The sequence below is a fragment of the Pectobacterium atrosepticum genome (assembly GCA_019056595.1).
Lineage (GTDB): Bacteria > Pseudomonadota > Gammaproteobacteria > Enterobacterales > Enterobacteriaceae > Pectobacterium > Pectobacterium atrosepticum.
Map to the genome: position 1 here is coordinate 1744332 of CP036163.1, position 19026 is coordinate 1763357.

Consider the following 19026-nt stretch of genomic DNA (forward strand, 5'->3'; position numbering starts at 1 on the left):
CATTTGCCTAAAGGCATCTGCCAAGAATAGCTAATTAGGGGTACGGATATGGCGATTAAACTGAAATCTATTGCGACCATTGGCGCACTTATTGGTGCTCTGGCGCTAGCGGGATGTGGTCAGGAAGAGAAGAATCCTAATCATATTAAAGTCGGCGTCATTGTTGGCGCAGAACAACAGGTTGCGGAAATCGCACAGAAAGTGGCAAAAGACAAATACGGTCTGGACGTTGAATTAGTCACATTTAACGACTACGTGTTGCCAAATGAAGCCCTGAGCAAAGGTGACATCGATCTGAATGCCTTCCAGCACAAACCTTATCTGGATCAACAGATCAAAGATCGTGGTTATAAACTGGTTTCTGTCGGCAACAGCTTTGTCTACCCGATTGCGGGTTACTCCAAAAAAATCAAATCGCTGAATGAGCTGCAAGATGGTGCTCAAGTCGCCATTCCAAATGACCCAACTAACCTAGGCCGTACGCTGCTGCTGTTGCAGAAAGTCGGTTTGATTAAACTGAAAGACAACGTTGGCCTGCTGCCAACCGTACTGGATGTGACCGAAAACCCGAAAAATATCAAACTGGTTGAACTGGAAGCGCCACAGTTGCCACGTTCTTTAGATGACGCGCAAATTGCGCTGGCTGTAATCAACACCACTTACGCTAGCCAGATTAACTTGACGCCAACCAAAGATGGCCTGTTCGTTGAAGAGAAAGATTCTCCGTATGTAAACCTGCTGGTTTCACGCGAAGACAACAAAGACGCTGAAAACGTGAAGAAATTCGTTCAGGCCTACCAGTCTGATGAAGTGAACGACGCAGCAAATAAAATCTTTAACGGCGGCGCGGTGAAAGGCTGGTAATCCTGCCCTAACGCATTTATCTGCAAGACGGGCTAATGCCCGTCTTGTTATTTGTGCAATTGCTTGCTTCAATACTCGCTCTTTGAGAAAAAGCAGAGGAATCCTTAATGCGTGCTGTTCCCTTTATATTGTTGGCAATGTCGCTGACAGGCTGTTCTTTATTTCAGAAGCCACCGGCACCTGCTCCTCAACCTGTTATTGAAACCAAAACCGCAGAACCGGCTCCAAAACCGAAGCCACCGGCTCGCCCAACGCCAGCCGTGTTGTATAAAAGTGCAGAAGAGTTAGTCGGTAAACCGTTCCGTGATATGGGCGAAGTTTCAGGTTCCTCATGTCAGGTCAGCGCTCAGGATGCTCCCCCCAACGCAGCAAATGCGCGTAAAAGAATGCAAAACCGCGCAACCGTAATGAAAGCCAATGCGGTTTTACTGCATGAATGCCAAACCGTCAGTGGCGTAGCGGGTTGCTACAGCCAAGTCGTTTGCCAGGGCACTGCGCTGAAAGTCTCTGCACAATGAGTCAATTTGTTTTCAATCAGATCGGGATTATCCGTTCACCGTATAAAGAAAAATTTGCCATTCCACGGCAACCGGGTCTGATTGAAGATGGAGGCGGGGAACTTCAGCTATTACCGCCGTACAATCAGGCGGAGTGTGTCCGGGGGCTGGAGGATTTCAGCCATATTTGGGTATTGTTCATCTTTCATCAAACGATGGAGGGCGGCTGGCGTCCGACAGTTCGGCCACCGCGTCTGGGAGGAAACACACGCACGGGCGTTTTCGCTACGCGTTCCACCTTCCGTCCCAACCCTATTGGCATGTCATTGGTTGAATTAAAAGGGATCCGTGCAAAAGGCGATACGATTACGCTCGAACTAGGCAGCCTTGATCTAGTTGATGGCACACCGGTAGTCGATATCAAGCCTTATCTACCCTTTGCAGAAAGCCATCCTCAGGCGCAAGCGGGTTTTGCCCAAATGGCACCCGATGCCGCGATGCCGGTATTTTTTTCGCCGAATGCAGAAAATCAGATCGCAGAACACCAAAAGAAATATCCTCAGTTAAAACGCTTTATCTCACAGGTATTGGCACAAGATCCGCGCCCAGCTTACCGCAAAGGGGAAAGTGCCACGCGGGAATATGCCGTTTTACTATTGGAATTCAATGTGCGCTGGCGCGTATGCGGGGAACAAACTGAAGTATTAAGCCTTGACCCGTCCCACACGTGTTAATACACGAACCACAGCAATATATTCTAAAATTGTCCCTGCTCTCTTTTGACACGCCTCCCACGCTGGTAAACTAAGCCACTTTTTATGTGCCTTCGGCTGCGCGGCAGCCCTATGCTATTTCTCGTTCTAACGGAACTAAAACCCCATGCGTACTAGCCAATACATGCTCTCCACTCTCAAGGAGACGCCAGCCGATGCCGAAGTCATCAGCCATCAGTTGATGCTCCGAGCAGGAATGATTCGTAAACTGGCCTCCGGCCTTTACACCTGGTTGCCGACCGGTTTACGTGTTTTGAGAAAAGTTGAAAACATCGTGCGCGAAGAGATGAACAACGCGGGCGCTATTGAAGTGTCCATGCCGGTTGTTCAGCCTGCCGATTTATGGGTGGAAAGTGGCCGTTGGGATCAGTATGGCCCTGAACTACTGCGCTTTGTCGATCGTGGTGAACGCCCATTCGTACTCGGTCCAACACACGAAGAAGTCATTACTGACCTGATTCGTAATGAAGTCAGCTCTTATAAGCAGCTGCCACTAAATTTCTTCCAGATTCAAACCAAATTCCGCGATGAAGTTCGCCCGCGCTTTGGCGTCATGCGCTCGCGTGAGTTTCTGATGAAAGACGCCTACTCTTTCCATACTTCGCAGGAATCGTTGCAGGCCACCTACGACACCATGTACGCCGCTTACAGCAAGATTTTCAGCCGTATGGATCTGGATTTCAGAGCCGTTCAGGCAGATACCGGTTCTATCGGTGGTAATGCATCCCATGAGTTTCAGGTACTGGCGAGCAGCGGTGAAGACGATATCGTTTTCTCAACGGAATCCGACTACGCGGCAAATATTGAATTGGCAGAAGCTGTCGCGCCGAAGCTAGGCCGTGCGGAAGCGAAGGAAGAGCTGCGTCTGATTGATACGCCAAACGCCAAGACCATCGCCGAGCTGGTTGAGCAGTTTAAACTGCCAGTAGAAAAAACGGTGAAGACGCTGCTGGTTAAGGCAACAGAAGAAAGCGGCCATCAACTGGTTGCGTTGCTGGTTCGTGGCGATCACGAACTGAATGAAATCAAGGCGGAGAAAATTGCTCAGGTAGCCAGCCCGCTGACTTTTGCAACGGAAGAAGAAATCCGCGCAATCATTGGTGCAGGCCCAGGTTCACTCGGCCCAGTCAAGTTGGATATTCCCGTCGTTGTTGACCGCACCGTTGCGGCCATGAGCGACTTCAGCGCTGGCGCGAACATTGATGGCAAACACTATTTTGGCATCAACTGGGTGCGTGACGTTGCGCTGCCGCAGGTGGCAGATATCCGTAATGTGGTTGAAGGCGATATCAGTCCAGACGGTAAAGGCACGCTGCAAATTAAACGCGGTATCGAAGTAGGTCATATTTTCCAACTGGGCAGCAAATATTCTGAAGCGCTGAAAGCGACCGTTCAAGGTGAAGACGGACGTAACCAGACGCTGACGATGGGCTGTTACGGTATTGGTGTGACGCGCGTTGTCGCAGCAGCGATTGAGCAAAATAATGACGAACGCGGCATCATCTGGCCAGACGCGATTGCACCTTTCCACGTTGCCATTCTGCCAATGAATATGCACAAATCTTTCCGCGTAAAAGAAGTGGCTGAGGATATCTACCAGCAACTGCGCGCTAAAGGCATTGAAGTTCTGCTTGATGACCGTAAAGAACGCCCGGGCGTGATGTTCGCCGATATGGAATTGATTGGCGTACCGCACACCATCGTTATTGGCGATCGCAATCTGGATAGCGAAGAGATTGAATACAAGAATCGCCGCGTCGGTGAAAAGCAAATGATTAAAACCAGCGAAATCATCGATTTCCTGCTGGCGAATATCATACGCTAATCGCCGTCAGACCGCCTTTTCATACGAAAGGGCAAACGCGAGCATAAAAAAATGGTGGGTTTCCCCACCATTTTTTATTTCAAGACATCAGTAACTCGTTACGAATTATTCACGAAACAGTTCTTCAATGCTCAAACCCTGAACCTGCAAAATTTCCCGCAGGCGGCGTAAGCCTTCAACCTGAATCTGACGAACACGTTCACGCGTTAAGCCGATTTCACGACCCACATCTTCCAGCGTAGCCGCTTCATACCCTAACAGGCCGAAACGACGCGCCAACACTTCACGCTGCTTGGCGTTAAGCTCAAACAACCATTTAACGATATTCTGTTTCATATCGTTATCCTGCGTGGTGTCTTCAGGTCCGTTGTCTTTTTCGTCTGCCAGAATATCCAGCAGCGCTTTCTCCGAATCACCACCCAGCGGGGTATCGACGGAAGTAATACGTTCATTCAAGCGCAGCATGCGGTTGACGTCATCAACAGGTTTATCAAGCTGTTCGGCAATTTCTTCCGCACTCGGCTCGTGGTCCAGTTTATGAGACAACTCGCGCGCGGTACGCAGGTAAACGTTGAGTTCTTTGACAATGTGAATAGGTAAACGGATGGTGCGGGTTTGATTCATGATCGCCCGCTCTATCGTCTGTCGAATCCACCAGGTAGCGTAGGTTGAAAAACGGAATCCTCTTTCTGGATCGAATTTTTCAACCGCACGGATCAGACCAAGGTTACCCTCTTCAATCAGGTCCAGCAACGCCAGACCACGATTGTTGTAACGGCGGGCAATTTTCACCACCAGCCGCAGGTTACTCTCGATCATCCGTCGGCGCGATGGGACATCGCCACGCAACGCGCGTCGGGCAAAATAAACTTCTTCTTCTGCGGTTAAAAGCGGCGAATAGCCAATCTCTCCCAAATAGAGCTGTGTTGCGTCCAGGACACGCTGTGGGACCCCTTGCGATAATAGCTCGTCTTCCGCCGAGTCATTATCATTGGTATCTTCCTCTGCCAGCGCTTTATCGTCAAAAACGTCAAGTCCATTTTCTTCGAAATCGGTATCTTCATGTAACTCGTTAACTTTCAGCGTACTTTGGCTCATAAGTGGCTCCTACCCGTGATCCCTTGGCAGAATACCTAAATACTCTGCCCGATTTATCGCTGCGGCAGAAAACGCAGCGGGTTTACGGATTTCCCCTTGTAACGAATTTCAAAGTGCAAGCGAACTGAGCTGGTGCCTGTACTGCCCATCGTAGCGATTTTTTGTCCTGCCGTGACATCTTGTTGTTCACGGACTAGCATCGTATCGTTATGGGCATAGGCACTGAGGTAGTCATCATTATGCTTGATGATTATCAGATTTCCGTAACCACGTAGCGCATTGCCCGCATACACCACACGCCCATTGGCAGTTGCGGTGATCGGTTGCCCACGTGAGCCGGCGATATCAATCCCTTTATTTCCCCCTTCGGAATCGGAGAAACTATCTATGACTTTCCCATCGGTAGGCCAACGCCAACTGCTGACAGCAGCCGTATTGCTGCTAGCAACAGCCGCTGGTGCGGAAACAGGAGCGGTAGTTGTTGCCCCTGCTGTAGGTAACATCTTACCTACATTCTGTTTACCCTGATTACCAGAATACGCATTAGTTGACTGAGAATCAACCGATGTAGTTTGTATTTGAGCACTTGATGGCGGCGTTGGTACTCCACCTCGGGTCGCATCCGTTGTTGCCAACATTCCACCACCGCTCATCATGCCACCGCCAGAAGCGTTGTTGCCAGAGCCGCTGCCTAAACTCAGTGATTGCCCGACATTCAGGCTATACGGCTCAGGAATATTATTGCGCTGCGCCAAATCCCGGTAGTCATTGCCGGTAATCCAGGCGATATAAAACAGGGTATCGCCCCGTTTAACGGTATAAGCATTGCCGCCGCTGTAGCTGCCTTTCGGAATATTACCGTAGCTGCGATTGTAAACAATTCGGCCTTCGGACGTAGATGCAACACTTTCACCCGCCGTTGAAATGCGTGATGGTGGCGCAGATAACATTCCCCCTCGGCTGCCCGTATTTCCGTCAACGCTGCTGATCGGCGCGGACTTGGAATTATTGTTGGAGCATCCAGCCCCCCCTAAGACAATCACCATACACGCAGCAATGTGACGCAAATTCATCATTCGGCTTCCCATGCGCCTTACTCCCCTATACCTATAGCGTTCAAAAAAGTAACTATACCCGCCAGACTTCTAGGCCGCATTATGTTGGCTTTCCTTCACCACCTGCCTGCAACTCGAATTATTTAGGGTATATAACATTCAAAAAACAGTCGTATCCAGAACTCAATCCGGACATGTGTGCCTTGCATCCGCTGTAACTTAACTAATCGTAGCCTAACTGACCGTAGCGTAAATGATTGTAGCGTAAACGATATCCGGTATTTTTTTCGTTAGCTGGAACGAGAAAGATCGCTACTTCGCCATCGCTGGCGCATAAGCAAAACGGGAGAGGCACCACGATGATTAGATGCTAACAATATCAACACGTTCGCACCATAAAACAGTTGTATTGAAATTTTAAAGACTTAACAAAACATGCATATCGCTGCCAACGGTATCAGGCTAATTCCCCTTTGACCAGAGGAACAAACCGAACTGCTTCAACCGTTTTAATAATAAATTCACCAGCATGGCGCTGAACGACCTGCAGTATTTGCGACTGTTCCCCGACAGGCAACACCATCACTCCGCCCTCATCAAGCTGTTCCAGCAGCGCCTGAGGAATTTCCGGCGGTGCCGCCGTAACGATAATGGCATCAAACGGCCCACGCGACGCCCAGCCCTGCCACCCATCCCCATGGCGGGTAGAAACATTGTGCAAATCAAGCTGCTTTAAGCGACGTTTAGCCTGCCATTGCAGCCCTTTAATACGCTCAACTGAGCAAACGTGTCGAACCAAATGCGCTAAAATCGCCGTTTGATAACCTGAACCGGTACCAATCTCCAACACGCGGGATTCGGGTGTCAAGTTAAGCAGTTCCGTCATCTTCGCGACCATATAGGGTTGCGAGATAGTCTGACCGGAACCGATAGGCAGAGCGGTGTTTTCATACGCTTTATGCTCGAAAGCTTCGTCAACAAAACGTTCTCTGGGTACGGCTTCTATCGCCGTAAGCAGACGTTCGTCCTCAATGCCCTGTTGGCGCAACTGCGCCAACAACGTTTCTATACGTTTGTTTACCATTCCCCGCCGACCTCAGCTCTGGTTAACCTCGTCACCAATACAGCAATTTTCCCGCACAGGGATAAGCCAGCCGCCGCGATTGCACGGTTGCCAGCATTAATTCTCTTCAACTATTTTCTAAAAAAACGCTGCTGCACATCAAGCACCGATATCGGTATCCTGCGATGAATGCAGCACTTCACGCACCACGCTGGTTGCAAAACTGCCAGCAGGTAGCCAGAACTTCACTGCCACCGTCACGTCATCCTGCCATTCCCATTGCATCTGCTGCGGATATAGCAGCACAGCACGCCGAGCCGGCTCGACCCGCTCACGCTTGACCAAAGACCATAGCGTTTCTTGCCCGGTCAACGCCTGTTCTTCAAATGCTAGTGCGTCATCCTGCGTGCCCAGTTCACCCTCTCCGGGCAGCGGCGCGGTAATCTGGAGCTCGCCAGCGTCAAGGCGCACCTGCAAGGTTTCCAGTTCATCCGCTTTAGCAACAAACCAACTGCCGCGTCCTGTCAGCTGCAATGCATCACCACACAAAACTGTTTTCGCTTGCTGTCCCGCCAGTCGTGCGCTGGCAACCTGATTAAACATCGCACTGCGGCTGGCGGAAAGATAAAAACTACGCTTACTGCGTTCTTTCACTCGAATATCGTTATTGGCCCAAAGACGAGCCTGCTCAAGATTATTTCCGTTTCGTCCGAAACGCTGGCTACCGAAATAATTAGGAACACCGCTCGCAGCGATCTGCGCTAAACGGGCGTCGACCTCGTTCCGGTCACTCACCTGACGTAACACCAAAGCAAAATGGTTACCCCGCAGCGTACCGATCCGCAGCTTGCGGCGGTGGCGGATAACCTCAAGCACGTCACAGCCTTCCAGTTCCAGCGAGGAGAAATCTGGCGTCTCTTTTCCCGGCATGTGCAGGCAAAACCACTGTTCTGTGACGGCATGGCGATCTTTCAGGCCTGCGTAGCTGACGGCACGTAGCGGTAGACGAGCAAATTTCGCCAGCATCTCGGCCACAAATTGCGTATTGCAGCCGCGCTTACGTACGCGTACCAAGACCTGCTCACCATCTCCATCTGGTTGAAACCCCAGATCTTCCACCACCAGAAAGTCTTCCGCAGTGGATTTTAATGAGCCGGTAGCCTGTGGTTCACCGTGCAGCCAGACGAGTTGTTCGCTATTTTCCATCATTATCCTACAAGGTACATGACCGGATGACGCACGATCATGACATTGTTTCTTATACTGTTAATTTTCTATTATTGATAAGGTATTGTTGATAATACATTACTTATAAAAAACGGCTTACCACGCGACAATTTCGCCTGTTTCTTTTTTCACGAGTAAGGCAACGGCTTCGCAGGCAATACCTTCACCACGACCGGTAAAACCCAGTTGTTCTGTCGTGGTCGCTTTCACATTGACGTCGTCCATATGGCACTGTAAATCTTCCGCCAGATTCACGCGCATTTGCGGGATGTGCGGTGCCATTTTCGGCGCCTGCGCAATAATCGTGACGTCCAGATTGCCTAGCTGATAGCCTTTGTCATTGATACGCCGCCAGGCTTCACGCAACAGGCCACGGCTGTCCGCACCTTTAAAGGCCGGATCGGTATCGGGGAACAACTTACCAATATCGCCCAGCGCAGCAGCTCCCAACAGGGCATCGGTCACCGCATGCAGCACCACATCCCCATCGGAATGCGCCAGCAAACCTTGAGTATAAGGAATTCGCACGCCACCGATCACCAGCGGACCTTCTCCACCGAACTTATGGACATCAAAACCGTGACCGATACGCATCGCGCGTTCTCCTTATGTATTTAGCGAATAAATTTAGCGAGTAAAATGAGATTACTGCAAACGGGTTAAATAGAATTCAGCTAATGCCAAATCCTCTGGGCGCGTGACTTTTATATTATCTGAACGTCCGCTGATAATTTGCGGGCGATAGCCACAATATTCCAGTGCGGAGGCTTCATCTGTGACGGCAACACCATCCTGAAGCGCACGTTGCAGACACTGTTTCAGCAGTGCCGCAGGAAAAAGCTGCGGCGTCAACGCATGCCACAAATCGTTACGTTCTACCGTGCGATCGATAAACCCGTCCGTACTGCGCTTCATGGTATCACGAACCGGCGCGGCCAGAATTCCACCGACATCACTCTGTTCGACAATCGCCAGCAAGCGCGTCAGATCGTCCTGATGCAGGCACGGACGCGCCGCGTCATGCACCAACGCCCACGCGCTATCGGCAACGACAGCCAACCCAGCCAGCACGGAATCCGCACGCAGTTTCCCGCCCGTTACGGCACAAATACGGGGATCGTTGGCAATCGCCAGAGTATGAAAGAATGTGTCATCTGGACTGATAACAACGACGACACGCTGTACTCGTGAATGGCGTAAGAGCGCGTCGATGGTATGTTCAAGAATGGTTTTATGGCCGGTTGCATCATTGCCAATCGTCAGATATTGCTTAGGACGATCGTTTTGCATCCGGCTGCCGTTACCCGCAGCGGGCAAAACAGCAACAATTTCAGGCGGGGAAAGGCTCGATATCTGCATGCGTCAACGTTGTGTATTGTTGGATGAAGTATTAGTAGATGAAGGCGTATTCGCGTTACGGTGGTTCGATTCTGGCACCAAACGATAGAAACTTTCGCCGGGTTTGATCATGCCCAGCTCATTGCGTGCGCGCTCTTCAATCGCTTCCTGTCCGCCATTGAGGTCATCAATTTCGGCAAACAGTTGTTCGTTACGGTCTTTTAATTTGGCATTGTTCCCCTGCTGGACAACAACATCATCCTTCACCCGAACATAATCATGAATGCCATTCTTGCCCAGCCACAGTGAGTACTGAAGCCAGCCAAGCAATATCAATAATAACAGCGTAAGCTTTCCCATCCGGCCCCCTGAAAAACCGCCTAATCATCCCATAACTTTTGTTTTGACTCCACTGTGTCCGGCAGTGGGAGGCAATATTCACCCTGCAGCATGCCCAAATGGGGATATTTAGGGCAGAAAATCACACCCAATGCACTTCCAAGCAGCACTCGCGTCATCTATTCATCCCCTCTTGCTTGCTACGACCGCCACCGTTCTTAGAGGACGAAAGCGAGCAGGAGCCCGCAGGGTAAAATCGACATAGGAAAAACGTCAGTTGAACCATTAATGCTATCTGTGTATTTTTATGCATACAAAGTGCATAAAAAAAGAAAATTTTACATTTAAACCAGGAGAAAACCATGTTCAAAAAACTGTTATGCGTTGGTGCGCTCTTCGCAACCGCACTATCCACCACCGTACTATCAACGAGCACCTTCGCCGCTGAACCTACTTACGTTGTCGGCTCTGGCGGAACCTATCGCCCATTTGAGTTTGAAAATGCGCAGAAACAGTTGGAAGGTTTTGATATTGATATTATTAAAGCGATCGCCAAAGCGGAGAATTTTAATATCAAGCTGATCAATACGCCGTGGGAAGGCATCTTCGCGACCCTGAACTCCGGTGACCGCGACATTATTATCTCCGGTATCACGATTACCGACAAACGTAAGCAAATGGTCGATTTCTCCGCGCCTTATTTCCCTGCCGAACAGTCCATCGTGATTCCTAAAGGGTCGACGATCGACTCAATTGCCGCGCTGAAAGATCACAAAGTGGGTGTCGTAAACTCCAGTACCGCCGATATCGTGGTCTCCGACGTATTAGGCAAAAACAGTACATCGATTAAGCGCTTTGATAACACCCCGTTAATGTTACAAGAGCTGTATGAAGATGGTGTGGGTGCTGCGGTTGGCGATGTGGGCGTGGTGAAGTTTTACATTAAGACTCACCCTGAAAAACAGTTCAACCTGGTTTCTGATGCCAAATTCGAACGTCAGTATTTCGGGATCGCCGTAGCGAAAGGCAACGATAAACTGCGCGAGAAGATTAACGCCGGTCTGAAAAAAATCGTTGCTGATGGCACCTACGCCAAGATCTATCAAACCTGGTTTGATAACAATGTGCCGACTTTACCCGCAGAATAACGCCTGCAATACGCCGCGTACCTCTCTTGGTCTCAATCGCCTCATGTGAGACGTCGCATCAACCGGACAGCTAGCCTGTCCGGTTTAATTTATAAAAACCATTACGTTAGCCGATTTAAAAAAGGAAACGATCTTGACGGGATTTCGTTGGGAGATCATTCAGGAGTACGCCCCGCTATTTATGGAAGGCACCTGGATGACCATCAAATGCACCATTATTTGTGTCATTCTTGGCACCTGCTGGGGATTAACGCTCGGATTAGGCCGCTTAGCGCAGGCGCCGCACGGGCCGTGGAAATATATACTGCACTACGGCATTCAATGGCCGGTGCGGATCTATATCAGCGCCTTTCGGGGTACGCCACTATTTGTGCAAATCATGGTGGTGCACTTCGCTCTGGTGCCGCTGTTAATCAACCCGCGTGACGGGTTGCTGGTGACCAGCAATATTATGTCGGTCGATTTTGCCCGCACATTACGCTCAGATTACGGTGCGTTCCTCTCCTGCGTAGTGGCCATTACGCTGAATGCGGGTGCCTATGTCTCCGAGATATTCCGCGCCGGTATTCAATCTATCGATCGCGGTCAGATGGAGGCTTCACGCTCTCTCGGCATGAGCTATGGCCGCACCATGCGGAAAGTGATCCTGCCACAGGCTTTTCGCCGTATGCTGCCGCCGCTGGGTAATAACGCCATCGCCATTGTGAAAGATTCATCGCTGGCTTCGGCAATCGGATTGGCGGATCTCGCCTATGCCGCTCGTACGGTATCAGGGGCTTACGCCACGTACTGGGAACCCTACCTGGCGATCTCTATCGTCTATTGGGTTATTACTTTCCTGCTCTCGCTGCTGGTGCGGCACATGGAAATGAGGTTTGGCAAAAGTGATTCACGTTAATAACCTGCAAAAACAGTTTGGTGATACCCATGTCCTGCGTGGTATTTCCTGTGATATCGCGCCTCAGGAAGTACTCTGTCTGATTGGCCCATCCGGCTCAGGAAAAAGTACCTTTCTGCGTTGTATCAACGCACTCGAGACGCTGTCGGCGGGTGAGATTACGGTCAACGGCTTTGCCATTCACGATCAGAAAACCGATATCAACCGTATGCGTGAAAGCGTCGGGATGGTGTTTCAGCGCTTCAATCTGTTCCCACACATGACGGTGTTGGAAAATGTGATTATGGCCCCGATGGGAGTGAAGAAATTATCCCGCACACAAGCCGTTGAACGTGCTAAAGCGTTGCTCAGCAAGGTCGGGTTGCTGGATAAAATCGATGCCTGGCCGAACAGCCTGTCCGGTGGTCAGCAACAGCGTGTTGCCATTGCCCGTGCGTTAGCGATGGAACCGGCGATCATGCTGTTCGATGAACCCACATCTGCATTAGACCCAGAGCTGGTTGGCGAAGTCTTGGCCGTCATGAAAACGCTGGCGAACGAAGGCATGACGATGGTCATCGTGACCCATGAAATGGCATTTGCCAGAGAAGTGGCTGATAGAGTGATCTTTATCGATCAGGGAATTATTCAGGAACAGGGAACGCCAGAGGCGATCTTTACTCATCCAAGTAACCCGCGCACGCAGGCTTTCTTGAGCAAGATCCTGTAAATAGTTTGAATGCTGTAAAATAACGGGCTGTCAGCCTCTTCCGCGCTGGCAGCCTTTCCCCTTACCGCCTTTCTTTTACCACCCGGTCAGAAAAGAAAACACCATCCAGAATAAACACACCACCGTCAGTCCCGTCGCAAAGAGCGTATAAAAAAGATAGCCTCTCAGCAGAAAGCTAAATCCGACGCCAACCAGCACCGAAAACGGCATCAGCGCCAGAAAGAACGGCCACGTGTAAAGCATGAAGAAAAACGTGGTATTAGAGCCATATACCAGAAAGGGGATGCTAAAAGCCAACCAATAAAAGGAGAACCCCGTTACCGCCCCCATAAACAGGTAGGAAACGCCGTCATCCTCTTCTTGCGCTGGCCGAGTCTTGCTAATCGTTAACTGCGTGGCATTTTGCATATTCTTTCCCATTCTTCCCCTGCATCACCCAACAGCGCGGTGAAAAAAGCGGGGACATCAGAGCTTGATAATAGCTCGCTTGCCAAGCAGCTCTAACAATTGGCCTGTCAAATTTGTTACGAATTGTTCGCCATCCAGATGACTATCCGGCGCTTCCGGCGCTTCATACGCCGAGTCGATCCCCGTGAAATTACGCAGTTCCCCCGCACGGGCTTTTTTGTACAACCCTTTAGGGTCGCGCGCTTCACAGGTCGCTAACGGCGTATCCACGAAGACTTCGATAAACTGCCCTTCGCCCAGTAAATCCTGCACCATTTTACGCTCGGCACGATGCGGCGAGATAAACGCAGTCAGAACCACCAGACCAGCATCGACCATCAGCTTGGCAACTTCACCCACGCGGCGGATGTTCTCGCGCCGATCGTCGTCGGTGAAGCCCAGATCCCGGCACAGCCCGTGCCGGACGTTGTCGCCATCCAGCAGGTAGGTGCTGACGCCACGCTGGTGCAGCGCTTGCTCCAGCGCCCCCGCCAGCGTGGATTTACCGGATCCAGACAACCCGGTAAACCAGATAACGACGCCCTGATGGCCACGCAGTTTTTCGCGCGACTCACGGGTGACATTGTGCGCATGCCAGACGACGTTATCGTCAGTTGGCGAGTGACGTAAAGACACGTTATTTGCCTCCCAGCAGATCGCGCGCACCCCAATGCGGGAAGTGGCGACGTACCAGTGCATTCAGTTCCAGCTCAAACGCGCCATACGCGCCTGGCTCCTGATACACCTGTTCGATAGGTTCCCGTACCAAACCAGCGCCGACCGTGACATTGCTCAGACGATCGATAAAGATCATTCCACCCGTCACCGCATTATGCTGGTAATTGTCCAGTACCAGCGGTTCATCAAAAACCAGCTCAATCGAACCGATGCCATTCAGAGGCAAGTTTTCCGCGACGCGCTGCGTCAGCGTATTGATCTCAACCTGATACTGAATATTCTCGACCCGAGCACGCGTTTTCTTACCGCCAATCTTGATGTCGTAGCTTTGTCCCGGCACCAGCGGCTGTTCTGCCATCCAGACGACATCCACTAACGCATGCTGCACCGCTTTCAGCGATTCGCTGCTGTCGACCAGCAGGTCACCGCGGCTGATATCAACCTCGTCCGCCAGCACCAGCGTAATCGCTTCACCCGCCTGCGCCTGCGGCAAATCGCCGTCAAAGGTCACAATTCGGCTGATGGTAGATTCGACGCCGGACGGCAGCACTTTAACCCGCTGTCCGACGCGGATCATGCCGGATGCCAGCGTGCCAGCGTAACCGCGGAAATCCAGATTCGGGCGGTTGACGTATTGCACCGGAAAGCGCATTGGCTGTTCCAGCGTGCGCTGCGCCACATTGACCGTTTCCAGCACATCCAGCAACGTTGGTCCGGTATACCAGCCCATCGTCGTGCTTGGCGTCGCGACATTGTCGCCATCCAATGCGGAAATCGGCACAAAGGTAATATTCAGGTCAGCTGGCAGTTGCTGGGCAAAATCCAGATAATCCTGCTTAAACTGTTCAAATACCGTTTGCTGATAATCCACTAAATCCATTTTGTTCACTGCCACCACCAGATCGCGAATACCCAGCAGGGTCGCGATAAAGCTGTGACGACGGGTTTGATCCAATACGCCTTTACGCGCATCAATCAGCAGAATCGCCAGCTCACAGGTCGATGCGCCGGTTGCCATGTTGCGGGTGTATTGCTCGTGTCCCGGCGTATCGGCGATGATGAATTTGCGTTTTTCCGTCGAGAAATAGCGGTACGCGACGTCAATCGTGATGCCCTGCTCGCGTTCGGCCTGAAGCCCATCGACCAGCAGCGCTAAATCCAGCTTTTCGCCCTGCGTCCCGATACGCTTGCTGTCATTGTGCAGCGTACTGAGCTGATCTTCATAAATCTGGCGCGTATCGTGCAGCAAACGGCCGATCAGCGTACTTTTTCCGTCGTCGACGCTGCCACAGGTCAGGAAGCGCAGCAGCGTTTTATCCTGCTGCGCGTGTAAATACGCTTCTACACCGCCTTGCTCGGCGATCTGCCGTGCAATCGCATCGTTGATGACGACGGCATCTTTCTCAGCCGCATTTTCTGCAACTGTGTCTTTTAAAGAAATTTGGCTCATTCGACGATTCCTCAGAAATACCCTTGACGCTTTTTCAGCTCCATTGAACCGGACTGATCGCGGTCAATTACCCTTCCCTGACGCTCACTGGTCGTGGAAACCAGCATCTCTTCGATGATTTCCGGTAGCGTCTGCGCATGCGATGCCACCGCACCGGTCAGCGGCCAACAGCCCAGCGTACGGAAGCGCACCATAAGTTGTTCGATCACTTCGCCCGGTTGCAGATCGATGCGATCGTCATCCACCATCAGCAGCATGCCATCGCGCTCCACCACCGGACGCGGCGCGGCCAGATACAGCGGGACAATATCGATGTTTTCCAGATAGATATATTGCCAGATATCCAGCTCGGTCCAGTTGGAGAGCGGGAAAACACGAATGCTCTCGCCTTTGTTAATCTGACCGTTGTAGTTGTGCCATAGTTCCGGGCGCTGGTTCTTTGGATCCCAACGGTGGAAACGGTCACGGAAGGAGTAAATACGCTCTTTGGCACGCGACTTCTCTTCATCGCGACGCGCCCCGCCAAACGCGGCATCAAAACCGTATTTATCCAGCGCCTGCTTCAGCCCTTCGGTTTTCATGATATCGGTATGCTTGGCGCTACCATGCACGAAGGGGTTAATCCCCAACGCTTCACCCTGTGGGTTGCGGTGCACCAGCAGTTCGCAGCCGTAGGCTTTCGCCGTATGGTCACGGAATTCGTACATTTCACGAAATTTCCAACCGGTATCAACATGCAGCAACGGGAAAGGCAGCGATCCTGGATAGAATGCTTTGCGCGCCAGATGCAGCATCACCGAAGAATCTTTGCCGATGGAGTACATCATCACCGGGTTACCGAACTCGGCCGCCACTTCGCGGATGATGTGAATGCTTTCGGCTTCAAGCTGCCGTAAATGCGTGAGTCGTTTCTCGTCCATACCCTTTCCTTAAGCCAAGTTTACTACCGCTGGGCGGCTGTCTTGCGGCACCGTCGGCGTTGTCTGACCAAACCAGGCAATCTGGTGATGCAAATCCACCACCTCGCCAATCACCAGCAGCGCCGGTGTCGGTGCTTGCCGTGCCAAATGTTCTAACTCTTGCAGCGTACCGATTTGTACCTGCTGATCGTGTCGGGTGCCGCGGCTGATCACCGCGACAGGCGTCTGCGCTGAGCGGCCATGTGCGATAAGCTGCTGTGAAATCTCCGCAGCCTTCATCGTTCCCATATAAATCGCCAGCGTCTGACGTCCACGCGCCAGCGTTGACCAGTCCAGCGAATCGCCATCGGGGCGACAATGTCCGGTAATAAAAATCACACTCTGTGCATAGTCACGGTGCGTCAACGGGATCCCCGCATACGCCGTGACGCCCGCTGCGGCCGTCACGCCGGGCACCACCTGAAACGTGATCCCTGCCTGTGCCACCGCCTGCAACTCTTCGCCGCCGCGGCCAAAAATAAAGGGATCGCCGCCTTTTAGACGCACTACCCGCTTGCCTTCCTGCGCCAGCTTCACTAGTAGTTGATTAATCTCACCCTGCGGCAGCGAGTGTGTGCTGGCGCGTTTCCCGACGCAGATGCGTTCGGCATCGCGGCGCACCAAATCCAGCACGTCGGCGCTAACCAGATGGTCATACAGCACCACATCCGCCTGCTGCATCACCTGCAATCCGCGCAGCGTAAGCAGCCCAGCATCACCGGGGCCTGCACCAACCAGTGCCACTTCGCCTCGTTCTGCGGCGGGCAGTTGCTGTTCGTCTTGCTGATTAACCAGTTGCTGTTGCAGTTCGACTTCGGCCTGATCCAACTGTCCGGCAGAAACCAGCGACGCAAAGCGTCCGACAAACAGCCGTTCCCAAAAACGGCGGCGTGCTGGCATGGAATGCAACCGGGTTTTAATTCTGTCGCGCCAGCTTCCGGCGATTTCTGCCATCGTGCCTAGGCTGGCAGGCAGTAATGATTCCAGTTTTTCACGCAGTAACCGCGCCAGCACCGGTGCCTGTCCCCCTGAGGAAATCGCCACCACCAGCGGAGAGCGGTCGACAATCGAAGGGAAAATAAACGAGCACTTCGGCTGATCGTCCACCACGTTTACCAGCAAATGGCGCTGATTCGCCGCCTCAAACACCGCAGCATTCAGCTCGGCGTCATCCGTTGCTGCAATCACCAGAAACACGCCGGATAACAGTTCCGGCGAAAAAGATTGCGCCAGCCATTCAACCTGCCCAGCCTGATGCTGTGCAGCCAAGGGTTCCGCCAGTGCTAACGCGACAATTTTTACCTCCGCACCCGCGCGTTGGAGCAGATCGATTTTGCGCGTAGCAACCTCGCCACCGCCAACGACCAATACTGGACGCTGACGAAGATCGGCAAATATAGGGAGATAGTTCACAATCGCCTTAACTAAGCAAAAAAGTAGATAATGCGACTATACGGTGTGGACAGAACACTTATGAAATGCCGAATTGGAATGACAAGTTCCGTAATGGAATAACACCACGTTTACAACTGTGATTGGGGCGAGGCTCTCCCCTAAAAAAGACTATTTCTTATACACAAATCCACAGGCTTCGCAGATTTTGCTATTCCCCGGCGTAAAAAATTATGCTGAGGAGGTAGCTGGCTTAGGATGAGCCGCAGGACGCGGCGAAAGCTTGCGCCACGTCGGGAACGTGTCGCAAGCGGTCCGTTAAGCCAGATATCGACGAAGGCATCGCGTTAGCGGCATAATTTACGCCGAAAGCCTAGGGGTCACGGGGCGAGTGGCGTTTGAGCCGCCCCGTGTCGGGCGTGTGCGACGAAGTAGCATGGAATGGCAATATTGTGGCGCACGAAACCGTCTCCTCATCTGCATAAAAATATGGCTAAGAGACAAACGACAATGTGTCAGATGCCTTTACCCTTCGTGCAACCCGCACTCGCGCTTTAAGCCGAAGAAGCGGGTTTCTTCTTCGCTCATGCCCGGCTCCCATTTGCGAGTGGTGTGCGTATCGCCGACTGACAAATAGCCCTGATCCCACAGCGGATGGTAGCTCAGGCCGTTTTCTTTCAGATATTGATACACCGTCCGGTTATCCCAATCGATAATCGGCAGGAATTTGAAGACGCCGCGCTGAATCGCCAGCACTGGCAATTCCCCCCGACTGCCGGACTGTTCACGGCGCAGGCCAGCAAACCACGTCCCAGCGTTTAGCTCACTCAGCGCCCGATTCATCGGCTCGACTTTATTCAGCTGGTTGTAGCGTTCAATACCTTCCACGCCCTGATCCCACAGCTTGCCATAACGAGACTCTTGCCATGCGGGAGACTCTGCAGCGCGATACACGTGCAGATTCAGATTCAGCTGTTCCGTCAGTGCATCAATAAACTGATAGGTTTCAGGAAACAGATAGCCGGTATCCGTAAGAATGACTGGAATATCCGGCCGCTGTTGCGTCACCAGATGTAGCGATATCGCAGCCTGAATGCCGAAACTGGACGACAAAACGAAATCGCCCGGCAAATTCTCCAGCGCCCAGCTCACCCTCTCCTGCGCGGACAGCTGTTCAAGCTGGCCATTCACAGCCGCCAGCGCGGCCACCTGTTCATCTTTCGGTAACGCGTTGAGCGCCTTAAGGTTAAATTCGGCCATCAGGAT

20 protein-coding genes are annotated in these 19026 nt (G+C 51.9%); 7 read left to right on the forward strand and 13 right to left on the reverse strand.

All coding sequences use genetic code 11. The features are described from left to right. Window positions 1–48: 48 nt before the first annotated feature. From DCX48_08575 to proS, 4 genes are all read left to right on the forward strand, one after another. Entirely contained in the window at window positions 49–864 is an 816-nt protein-coding gene (locus tag DCX48_08575; protein QXE14546.1) for a MetQ/NlpA family lipoprotein, read from the forward strand. Window positions 865–971: 107 nt separating this feature from the next. Continuing rightward, a complete protein-coding gene (gene rcsF, locus DCX48_08580; GenBank protein ID QXE14547.1) occupies window positions 972–1382 on the forward strand; it encodes an Rcs stress response system protein RcsF in 411 nt (136 codons plus the stop codon). Continuing rightward, window positions 1379–2095, forward strand: coding sequence for a tRNA (N6-threonylcarbamoyladenosine(37)-N6)-methyltransferase TrmO (gene tsaA, locus DCX48_08585; GenBank protein QXE14548.1), 717 nt, complete (start codon window positions 1379–1381; stop codon window positions 2093–2095). The genes rcsF and tsaA overlap by 4 nt, the downstream gene beginning before the upstream one ends. 145 nt (window positions 2096–2240) lie before the next feature. Beyond that, window positions 2241–3959, forward strand: coding sequence for a proline--tRNA ligase (proS, locus tag DCX48_08590; protein ID QXE14549.1), 1719 nt, complete (start codon window positions 2241–2243; stop codon window positions 3957–3959). Window positions 3960–4064: 105 nt separating this feature from the next. Here proS and rpoS read toward each other — a convergent pair whose 3' ends face one another. The 7 genes from rpoS to ftsB form a co-directional block, all read right to left on the reverse strand. Beyond that, window positions 4065–5057 (reverse strand): RNA polymerase sigma factor RpoS, encoded by a 993-nt coding sequence (gene rpoS, locus DCX48_08595; protein ID QXE14550.1) that lies wholly within the window; start codon window positions 5055–5057, stop codon window positions 4065–4067. Window positions 5058–5110: 53 nt separating this feature from the next. Further along, window positions 5111–6145: a murein hydrolase activator NlpD gene (gene nlpD / locus DCX48_08600; protein ID QXE14551.1), complete on the reverse strand. Its 1035-nt coding sequence runs from the start codon at window positions 6143–6145 to the stop codon at window positions 5111–5113. A 424-nt stretch (window positions 6146–6569) separates the two neighbouring features. Next, window positions 6570–7196 (reverse strand): protein-L-isoaspartate(D-aspartate) O-methyltransferase, encoded by a 627-nt coding sequence (locus tag DCX48_08605; GenBank protein ID QXE14552.1) that lies wholly within the window; start codon window positions 7194–7196, stop codon window positions 6570–6572. A 138-nt stretch (window positions 7197–7334) separates the two neighbouring features. Then, on the reverse strand, window positions 7335–8381 hold the full coding sequence (truD, locus tag DCX48_08610) for a tRNA pseudouridine(13) synthase TruD (GenBank protein ID QXE17190.1): 1047 nt from the start codon (window positions 8379–8381) through the stop codon (window positions 7335–7337). A 117-nt stretch (window positions 8382–8498) separates the two neighbouring features. Then, window positions 8499–8996: a 2-C-methyl-D-erythritol 2,4-cyclodiphosphate synthase gene (locus tag DCX48_08615; GenBank protein QXE14553.1), complete on the reverse strand. Its 498-nt coding sequence runs from the start codon at window positions 8994–8996 to the stop codon at window positions 8499–8501. A gap of 51 nt (window positions 8997–9047) precedes the next feature. Further along, window positions 9048–9761: a 2-C-methyl-D-erythritol 4-phosphate cytidylyltransferase gene (locus DCX48_08620; GenBank protein ID QXE14554.1), complete on the reverse strand. Its 714-nt coding sequence runs from the start codon at window positions 9759–9761 to the stop codon at window positions 9048–9050. A 3-nt stretch (window positions 9762–9764) separates the two neighbouring features. Further along, window positions 9765–10100, reverse strand: a complete 336-nt coding sequence (ftsB, locus tag DCX48_08625; GenBank protein QXE14555.1) for a cell division protein FtsB — start codon at window positions 10098–10100, stop codon at window positions 9765–9767. Window positions 10101–10441: 341 nt separating this feature from the next. Here ftsB and DCX48_08630 point away from each other — a divergent pair, with 341 nt between their 5' ends. From DCX48_08630 to DCX48_08640, 3 genes are all read left to right on the forward strand, one after another. Next, window positions 10442–11227, forward strand: a complete 786-nt coding sequence (locus tag DCX48_08630; GenBank protein QXE14556.1) for a basic amino acid ABC transporter substrate-binding protein — start codon at window positions 10442–10444, stop codon at window positions 11225–11227. A 133-nt stretch (window positions 11228–11360) separates the two neighbouring features. Then, the gene (locus DCX48_08635) at window positions 11361–12125 is read left to right on the forward strand and encodes an amino acid ABC transporter permease (protein QXE14557.1); all 765 of its coding nucleotides are present in this window, start codon (window positions 11361–11363) and stop codon (window positions 12123–12125) included. Further along, entirely contained in the window at window positions 12112–12834 is a 723-nt protein-coding gene (locus DCX48_08640) for an amino acid ABC transporter ATP-binding protein (GenBank protein QXE17191.1), read from the forward strand. The genes DCX48_08635 and DCX48_08640 overlap by 14 nt, the downstream gene beginning before the upstream one ends. A 75-nt stretch (window positions 12835–12909) precedes the next feature. Here the strand turns inward: DCX48_08640 and DCX48_08645 are convergent, their stop codons facing one another. The 6 genes from DCX48_08645 to DCX48_08670 form a co-directional block, all read right to left on the reverse strand. Beyond that, window positions 12910–13254, reverse strand: coding sequence for a DUF3561 family protein (locus DCX48_08645; GenBank protein ID QXE14558.1), 345 nt, complete (start codon window positions 13252–13254; stop codon window positions 12910–12912). A 45-nt stretch (window positions 13255–13299) separates the two neighbouring features. Continuing rightward, the gene (gene cysC, locus DCX48_08650; protein ID QXE14559.1) at window positions 13300–13917 is read right to left on the reverse strand and encodes an adenylyl-sulfate kinase; all 618 of its coding nucleotides are present in this window, start codon (window positions 13915–13917) and stop codon (window positions 13300–13302) included. A 1-nt stretch (window position 13918) separates the two neighbouring features. Next, entirely contained in the window at window positions 13919–15409 is a 1491-nt protein-coding gene (gene cysN / locus DCX48_08655) for a sulfate adenylyltransferase subunit CysN (protein QXE14560.1), read from the reverse strand. A gap of 11 nt (window positions 15410–15420) precedes the next feature. Continuing rightward, window positions 15421–16329, reverse strand: a complete 909-nt coding sequence (cysD, locus tag DCX48_08660) for a sulfate adenylyltransferase subunit CysD (protein ID QXE14561.1) — start codon at window positions 16327–16329, stop codon at window positions 15421–15423. Window positions 16330–16338: 9 nt separating this feature from the next. Then, window positions 16339–17781 (reverse strand): uroporphyrinogen-III C-methyltransferase, encoded by a 1443-nt coding sequence (gene cobA / locus DCX48_08665; protein ID QXE14562.1) that lies wholly within the window; start codon window positions 17779–17781, stop codon window positions 16339–16341. Between the two features lie 504 nt (window positions 17782–18285). Then, window positions 18286–19020: a phosphoadenylyl-sulfate reductase gene (locus DCX48_08670; GenBank protein QXE14563.1), complete on the reverse strand. Its 735-nt coding sequence runs from the start codon at window positions 19018–19020 to the stop codon at window positions 18286–18288. Window positions 19021–19026: the final 6 nt, after the last annotated feature.

Bases quoted from the DNA above. Each gene is read 5' to 3' on its own strand.
- DCX48_08575 (QXE14546.1), top strand. From the start codon at position 49: ATGGCGATTAAACTGAAATCTATTGCGACCATTGGCGCACTTATTGGT.
- rcsF (QXE14547.1), top strand. From the start codon at position 972: ATGCGTGCTGTTCCCTTTATATTGTTGGCAATGTCGCTGACAGGCTGT.
- tsaA (QXE14548.1), top strand. From the start codon at position 1,379: ATGAGTCAATTTGTTTTCAATCAGATCGGGATTATCCGTTCACCGTAT.
- proS (QXE14549.1), top strand. From the start codon at position 2,241: ATGCGTACTAGCCAATACATGCTCTCCACTCTCAAGGAGACGCCAGCC.
- rpoS (QXE14550.1), bottom strand. From the start codon at position 5,057: ATGAGCCAAAGTACGCTGAAAGTTAACGAGTTACATGAAGATACCGAT.
- nlpD (QXE14551.1), bottom strand. From the start codon at position 6,145: ATGGGAAGCCGAATGATGAATTTGCGTCACATTGCTGCGTGTATGGTG.
- DCX48_08605 (QXE14552.1), bottom strand. From the start codon at position 7,196: ATGGTAAACAAACGTATAGAAACGTTGTTGGCGCAGTTGCGCCAACAG.
- truD (QXE17190.1), bottom strand. From the start codon at position 8,381: ATGGAAAATAGCGAACAACTCGTCTGGCTGCACGGTGAACCACAGGCT.
- DCX48_08615 (QXE14553.1), bottom strand. From the start codon at position 8,996: ATGCGTATCGGTCACGGTTTTGATGTCCATAAGTTCGGTGGAGAAGGT.
- DCX48_08620 (QXE14554.1), bottom strand. From the start codon at position 9,761: ATGCAGATATCGAGCCTTTCCCCGCCTGAAATTGTTGCTGTTTTGCCC.
- ftsB (QXE14555.1), bottom strand. From the start codon at position 10,100: ATGGGAAAGCTTACGCTGTTATTATTGATATTGCTTGGCTGGCTTCAG.
- DCX48_08630 (QXE14556.1), top strand. From the start codon at position 10,442: ATGTTCAAAAAACTGTTATGCGTTGGTGCGCTCTTCGCAACCGCACTA.
- DCX48_08645 (QXE14558.1), bottom strand. From the start codon at position 13,254: ATGGGAAAGAATATGCAAAATGCCACGCAGTTAACGATTAGCAAGACT.
- cysN (QXE14560.1), bottom strand. From the start codon at position 15,409: ATGAGCCAAATTTCTTTAAAAGACACAGTTGCAGAAAATGCGGCTGAG.
- cysD (QXE14561.1), bottom strand. From the start codon at position 16,329: ATGGACGAGAAACGACTCACGCATTTACGGCAGCTTGAAGCCGAAAGC.
- DCX48_08670 (QXE14563.1), bottom strand. From the start codon at position 19,020: ATGGCCGAATTTAACCTTAAGGCGCTCAACGCGTTACCGAAAGATGAA.